This window comes from Pseudomonas sp. 1912-s (genome assembly GCF_029269205.1).
Lineage (GTDB): Bacteria > Pseudomonadota > Gammaproteobacteria > Pseudomonadales > Pseudomonadaceae > Aquipseudomonas.
In genome coordinates this window covers 1-6,926 of record NZ_JARIXR010000070.1, presented here as the reverse complement: position 1 = coordinate 6,926, position 6,926 = coordinate 1, and the positions used below count along the sequence as shown (strand labels likewise).

The window sequence follows — 6,926 nt, the reverse complement described above, 5'->3', positions numbered from 1 at the left end:
CGAACGGCTGCATGGAAGGAGTTTTATCAAGCACAACGGGCGCGGGGTTATAGCACCACTCAGGTACTGGTAATGCTGGCCCGTAAGCTTGCTCGAGTGGTATTTGCATTGCTGAAAGGACAAAGCGAATACCAACCAAAGGTTGGTTGAGGGTTGCCCCTCAACCATAGAATCTCCCACACTTTTTGACGGCGTGATGCCGGTCATATTCCTGAAACCTCTCTGACTTAATCTCGCGGCACTCCCTTTGGCTTGAGAAGGTGCCGGCATGATGCTGCGCGTTCTATCCCTGCTGGCCCTGCTCAGCGCATTCCCCCTCACCGCCTTTTCCACCCCGCCGCCCTTCCCCGATCACGGCCCGGCCTTGCGCATCCAGGGTTCCAACACCATCGGCGCGGCACTGGGCCCAGCGCTGGTCAAGGGACTGATGGAGCAACAAGGTTTGCAAGGCGTGCACAGCGAGCCGTCTGACCAGGCCAACGAACAGCAGATCGTCGGCAAGACTCGCCAGGGCCAACAGGTGACGATAGAAGTGGCCGCCCATGGTTCCAGCACCGGGTTCGCCGCACTGAAAAAAGCCAACGCCGACCTCGCGGCGTCGTCCCGGCCGATAAAAGACAGCGAGTTGGTGGAGCTGGAACCCCTGGGCGACCTGAAAAGCCCGGAGGCCGAACAAGTCATCGCCATTGATGGCCTGGCGATCATCCTCAACCCGCGCAACCCGCTGAATACATTGAACACTGAGCAACTGGCGCAGATTTTCAGCGGCGACGTCTCGACCTGGGAACAACTGGGCGGTATCGGCGGCAAGATTCAGGTGTACGCGCGGGATGATCAGTCCGGCACCTACGATACGTTCAAGGAGCTGGTGCTCAGCCGTCGCGGCAAATCCCTGGAGGCCAGCGCCAAACGGTTCGAGTCCAGTGAGCAGTTGTCGGATGCGGTCAGCCACGATCCCCAGGGCATTGGCTTTATCGGCTTGCCCTACGTGCGCCAGGCCAAGGCAGTGGCCATTGTCGACGGTGACTCGCAGCCGATGCTGCCGTTGAACAGCCTGATTGCCACCGAGGATTACCCGTTGTCACGCCGGTTGTTTTTCTATCTGCCGCCGGTTGCGCAGAATCCGTGGGCCAAGGTGTTGGTGGACTTTGCGCAAAGCAGCAAGGGCCAGGCGATCGTCGCCGCCAACGGGTTTATCGCACAGCAGGTGCAGGCCATGACCGTGGAGCCGCGGGCGCCGATGCCCGAGGATTACCAGGGGATTGCCCGGCAGGCACAACGGCTGACCGTGAACTTCCGGTTTGAGGAAGGCAGCGCCAGCCTCGACAACAAGGCGCGCCAGGACTTGACGCGTGTGGTGGCTTATATAAAGAGCCACCGCAAGCTGGACAAGCAGGTAACGCTGGTGGGGTTTGGGGATGCCAAAAATGATGCGCAGCGTGCGGCGCTGCTCTCGAAACTGCGGGCGATGGCGGTGCGCAGGGAGTTGGTTAAAAGTGGCGTGGTGCTGAGGGATATCCGCGGCTTTGGCGCCGAGATGCCGGTGGCGGCAAATACGGCGGATGAGGGGCGGATCAAGAACCGGCGGGTGGAGGTTTGGGTGTATTGAGGGCTTAACGATCTTTATTGCCCGGATTGGCCTCATCGCGGGCAAACCCGGCTCCCACAGTTGACTGCATTCCCCTGTGGGAGCTGGCTTGCCTGCGATGAAGACACCTCGGTTTTACTGCCCGCTGCGCATCATCTCCCGCGGTACATACTTGCCGATCTCGAACTTGCCGATCGCCGCCCGGTGCACTTCGTCCGGGCCGTCGGCCAGGCGCAGAGTGCGCTGCATGGCGTACATGTAGGCCAGCGGGAAGTCGTTGGAAACACCCGCCCCGCCGTGGATCTGGATCGCCCGGTCGATTACCTTCAACGCCACGTTCGGCGCCACCACCTTGATCTGCGCGATTTCGCTTTTCGCGACCTTGTTGCCCACGGTGTCCATCATGTAGGCGGCCTTCAGGGTCAGCAGGCGCGCCATGTCGATTTCCATCCGCGAGTCGGCGATCTTGTCGATGTTGCCTCCAAGACGGGCCAACGGCTTGCCGAAGGCGGTACGGCTGACAGAGCGCTTGCACATCAGCTCCAAGGCACGCTCGGCCATGCCGATGGAGCGCATGCAGTGGTGGATACGGCCCGGGCCAAGGCGGCCCTGGGCAATTTCAAAACCCCGGCCCTCGCCCAGCAGCACGTTTTCGTACGGCACACGGACGTTCTCAAACAGCACTTCGGCGTGGCCGTGGGGCGCGTCGTCGTAGCCGAACACCGGCAGCGGGCGCACGATCTTCACGCCGGGCGCATCCACCGGTACCAGAATCATTGAGTGCTGTTGGTGGCGCGGCGCATCCGGGTTGCTCAGGCCCATGAAGATCAGGATCTTGCAGCGCGGGTCGCAGGCGCCGGAGGTCCACCATTTTTTGCCGTTGATCACCCACTCGTCGCCGTCACGTACCGCACGGGCAGCCATGTTGGTGGCATCGGAAGAAGCCACGTCCGGCTCGGTCATGGCGAACGCCGAACGAATCTCGCCCCGCAGCAACGGTTCGAGCCAGCGTTGTTTCTGCTCTTCGTTGGCGTAGCGCACCAGCACTTCCATGTTGCCGGTGTCGGGTGCGGAGCAGTTGAACGGCTCCGGCCCCAGCAAGGAGCGGCCCATGATTTCGGCCAGGGGGGCGTATTCGAGGTTGGTCAGGCCGGCACCCAGTTCGGACTCCGGCAGGAACAGGTTCCACAGGCCTTCGGCTTTAGCCTTGGCTTTCAACTCTTCCATGATTGCGGTGGGCTGCCAGCGATCTCCTTCGCTGACCTGGCGTTCAAACACCGGCTCGGCCGGGTAGACGTAAGCGTCCATGAAGGCGGTGACGCGTTCACGCAGTTCCTGAACCTTGGGCGAATAGGCGAAATCCATGAGCAGCTCCCTTTTTGGAAGGTTGTTTAGGTCATGAAATTGATGCTAGATCAGCGCTGATAATTTACCTAACCTATTCTCGGCGTGTATTAACATTCATCACCGATATATGATCGGCGTATGGACACCTAACAATAAGAGCGCAGCGAAATGAATCTGAGCAAGGTCGACCTCAACCTTTTCATCGTCTTTGACGCGATCTACACCGAAGCCAACCTGACCCGCGCCGGGCAGATTGTCGGGATTACCCAGCCAGCGGTGTCGAACGCTCTGGCACGCCTGCGGGAGACGTTCAACGACCCGCTGTTCGTGCGCACTGCCCAGGGCATGGTGCCCACCCCCATGGCCCAGAACATCATCGGCCCGGTGCGCAATGCGCTGTCGCTGCTGCGGGTGTCGGTGCAGGAAAGCCGGATTTTCAACCCGCAGCAGGCCGCCAAGACCTACCGCATCAGCATGACCGACCTTACCGAAGCGGTGATTCTGCCGCCGCTGTTCCAGCGCTTGCGCCGCCTGGCGCCGACGGTGGTGATCGAGAGCTTCCTGTCCAAACGCCGGGAAACCACCAAGGAACTGGCCGCCGGTCGCCTGGATTTTGCCGTGGATGCGCCGCTCAACACCGACCCGCAAGTGCGCCACGTCAAGCTGATGGAAGACCGCTACGTGTGTGCCATGCGCAAGGGCCATCCGATGGCGGGCAAGGAAAAGCTCACCCTCGATGACTACTTGTCCCTGACGCACATTCATATCTCCAGCCGGCGCAATGGCCTGGGCCACGTGGACCTGGCGTTGGGCAAGATGGGCCTGCAACGCAAGATCGCCCTGCGCTCCCAACATTATCTGATGGCCTCGCAAGTGCTGCAGCAGACCGACATGGTCATGACCGTGCCGGAGCGCTTTGCCCGGCGCCATGAACTGCACTGGTTCAACCTGCCGGTGAACGATGTGCCGATGGTGGAAACCCACCTGTACTGGCACGAAAGCACTGACCAGGACCCCGCCAACCGCTGGATGCGCGAGCAAATGATCGAGTTGTGCCAGCAGGTGACGGCTCATGAGAAGAAGCTGGATAAGCAGCAGGCGTGATGTGTTGCTTGACGTTAACGTCAAGCAACCTTTAGCTTAACGCTCAAGACACTCCTTGAGCGCCCCCATGAGCACGACCTACAGCATCTCCGACCTCGCCCGCGAGCTCGATATCACCACCCGCGCCATTCGCTTTTATGAAGAACAAGGCCTGCTGTCCCCGGAACGCCGGGGCCAGGAGCGTATTTATTCGCCGCGGGACAAGGTCAGCCTGAAGCTCATCCTGCGGGGCAAACGCATCGGGTTCTCCCTGGCCGAATGCCGGGAGCTGATCGAACTCTACGACCCCACCAGTGGCAATCAGAAACAGCTGCACAGCATGCTGGCGAAAATCGCCGAGCGCCGCGAACAGCTGGAGCAACAGTTGCTGGACATCGAACAGATGAAACTGGAACTGGACACCGCCGAAGAGCGTTGCACCCAGGCGCTGGAACAGACCATTCAGAGCCAGGTTGGCCATTCATAAAAGGTAGCTGCCATGTCCCTCCCCTCTCATGTGCGCCTGGTGGAAGTCGGCCCCCGCGACGGCCTGCAGAATGAAGCGCAACCCATCAGCGTCGCCGACAAGGTGCAATTGGTGGACGCCCTGAGCGCCGCCGGCCTGGGCTACATCGAAGTCGGCAGCTTTGTGTCGCCCAAGTGGGTGCCGCAAATGGCCGGGTCCGCCGACGTGTTTGCGCAGATCCAGCGCAAGCCCGGGGTGATATACGGTGCGCTGGCGCCAAACCTGCGCGGCTTTGAAGATGCCCTTGCCGCCGGTGTGAAGGAGGTCGCGGTGTTTGCGGCAGCGTCCGAGGCGTTCTCCCAACGCAACGTCAATTGCTCCATCCGCGAAAGCCTGGAGCGCTTCGCGCCGATCATGGACGCGGCCCGGCAGCATGGCGTGAGCGTGCGGGGTTATGTGTCGTGCGTGTTGGGGTGCCCGTACGAAGGCCAGGTCGCGCCGGAGCAAGTGGCGGCGGTAGCCCGGGAGCTGTTTGCGATGGGCTGCTATGAAGTGTCCCTGGGCGACACCATCGGCACCGGTACGGCGGGCGCCACCCGGCGGATGTTCGAGGTGGTCGGCGCGCAGGTGCCACGGGACAAACTGGCCGGGCATTTTCACGACACCTATGGCCAGGCCATCGCCAATATCTACGCCAGCCTTGAGGAAGGTATCCAGGTATTCGACAGCTCTATCGCGGGCCTCGGCGGCTGCCCCTATGCCAAGGGTGCCAGCGGTAACGTCGCCACTGAAGATGTGTTGTACCTGCTCAATGGCCTGGGCATCGAGACGGGTATCGACATGGACAAGCTGATTCTGGCGGGCCAGCAGATCTGTACGGTACTGGGCCGCCCCACCGGTTCACGCGTGGCCAAAGCCCGTAACGCCACCTGAGTACCGCTCCCGTGACGATGTGTTACCTCGCGGCTACACATCGGGTAACACGGGAACATATTTTGTCGCATTTCCTGAAAGAAATTTCCCACCAAAAAATCAAACCATTGATTTTAAAGGACTTTATAAAGTTGGCACGGCTCCTGCTATCTCTATTGCATAACAAGAATAAAAAGCACCAAACCTAATAAAAATAAGACGTAACGACTCTGACATAACAAAAACAACACGGCAGAGACGCAGCTAACAGATTTTTTTGGAGAAGATGTGCTTTGCAGGGTACGGCTAGCCGAAACCCGCAACCGGATAGAGAAGAACAAAAAACTACCTCAAGGTAGCTACCCTCTGGTTGGATCGCGTGCGAAGAAGCAGATCAGCGCTCAAAAAAATACGTTTGCTCTTGACCCCGGATGGGGGTCGCCAAAAACAGCGGTAAAGGGCCACGGTTGCCAAAAACAACAACAGACCGCCCCTCAATAATAAAAAAAGAGCACGCAACGACAAATTAAAGGGGACCCTCGGGTCCCCTTTGTGCTTTCTCGTGAAAGGTGATTTGCGTGTATATCCGTTTTTTGGGTAACGGCTGATATGGGTTCCGCTCTTACAGCGGGTCACTTTTGAAAGGAGCCGGAATGCCGGCCCAGCCAAAAGTAACCAAAAGGCTCTTGCCCCACCACTCGGCACCTCGCTAATGCTCGGTGTGCCCTTGTAAGATTGTTTTCACCTGCTTCAGACCGTAGTGCCCTCTGATTTCGAGATCGTGAGTGAGCATGGGTCGGAGCAGGTTCCTTCCTAAACTAGTCCGAACGGTTGCCTGGGCGCAAAGCCCGATTCTGCAAGGTTGGACGTGAGGAAAACGCTATGGACCATGACTCTGCGTTCGTCGGAATTGATGTTTCCAAAAACAAGCTCGACTCATTCGTCAGCACTACTGGCCAAGTCGAACAGTTTTTCAATACTCAAGAAGATATCCAGCGTTTAGCTAAACATCTCAAGGCTCAGGAGCCGGTTTTGGTGGTGCTGGAAGCAACTGGTGGATATGAGCGGCTTGCCGCTGCCGAGCTTTGTGCTGCTGGATTACCAGTTGTTGTTGTCAATCCCCGTCAGGTTCGTGATTTCGCCAAGGCGACCGGTAGGCTGGCGAAAACCGACGCTCTGGATGCCCAGGTGATTGCTGAGTTTGCCCAGGCGGTCAAACCCGAGATTCGGGAGATGCCAGATGAACACGCTCGTGAACTGGCGGATCTACTGACTCGACGCCGCCAGCTCATCGACATGATCGTGGCGGAAGAGTCTCGACTGAAACAGGCGGTATTCAAGGCACTTCGACGGGACATCAAGGCACATATCGTCTGGCTTCAAAAGCGCCTTAAAAGCACAGACGATGACTTGCACGAAGCGATCAAAGCTTCGCCGGCTTGGAAGGCCAATTATGATTTGCTGCGCGAGGTATCGGGCGTTGGCAATGTGCTCGCACTTTCGCTGCTGGCAATGGTTCCGGAGCTGGGC

At 59.0% G+C, this 6,926-nt stretch carries 6 protein-coding genes and 1 pseudogene; 6 read left to right on the top strand and 1 reads right to left on the bottom strand.

Going from position 1 to position 6,926, the window contains the following annotated elements; genetic code table 11:
* A pseudogene (locus P3C29_RS32560) lies at positions 1-150 on the top strand (IS110 family transposase); the annotation flags it as partial.
* 118 nt (positions 151-268) lie between these two features.
* A complete protein-coding gene (locus tag P3C29_RS32555; RefSeq protein ID WP_275966458.1) occupies positions 269-1,609 on the top strand; it encodes a phosphate ABC transporter substrate-binding/OmpA family protein in 1,341 nt (446 codons plus the stop codon).
* Between the two features lie 114 nt (positions 1,610-1,723).
* Here P3C29_RS32555 and P3C29_RS32550 read toward each other — a convergent pair whose 3' ends face one another.
* Positions 1,724-2,953, bottom strand: coding sequence for an acyl-CoA dehydrogenase (locus tag P3C29_RS32550; protein ID WP_169389131.1), 1,230 nt, complete (start codon positions 2,951-2,953; stop codon positions 1,724-1,726).
* 150 nt (positions 2,954-3,103) lie between these two features.
* On the opposite strand from P3C29_RS32550, the gene P3C29_RS32545 reads away from it, so the two are divergent.
* The 4 genes from P3C29_RS32545 to P3C29_RS32530 form a co-directional block, all read left to right on the top strand.
* Entirely contained in the window at positions 3,104-4,039 is a 936-nt protein-coding gene (locus P3C29_RS32545; RefSeq protein WP_010166954.1) for a LysR family transcriptional regulator, read from the top strand.
* Between the two features lie 67 nt (positions 4,040-4,106).
* Positions 4,107-4,505 carry a MerR family DNA-binding transcriptional regulator gene (locus P3C29_RS32540; RefSeq protein ID WP_010166953.1) on the top strand — a complete coding sequence of 133 codons (399 nt, stop codon included), beginning with the start codon at positions 4,107-4,109 and terminating at the stop codon, positions 4,503-4,505.
* 12 nt (positions 4,506-4,517) lie between these two features.
* Positions 4,518-5,417, top strand: coding sequence for a hydroxymethylglutaryl-CoA lyase (locus P3C29_RS32535; protein WP_275966457.1), 900 nt, complete (start codon positions 4,518-4,520; stop codon positions 5,415-5,417).
* Positions 5,418-6,278: 861 nt separating this feature from the next.
* A partial coding sequence (locus tag P3C29_RS32530) for an IS110 family transposase (protein WP_275966456.1) occupies positions 6,279-6,926 on the top strand: 648 nt, incomplete at its 3' end.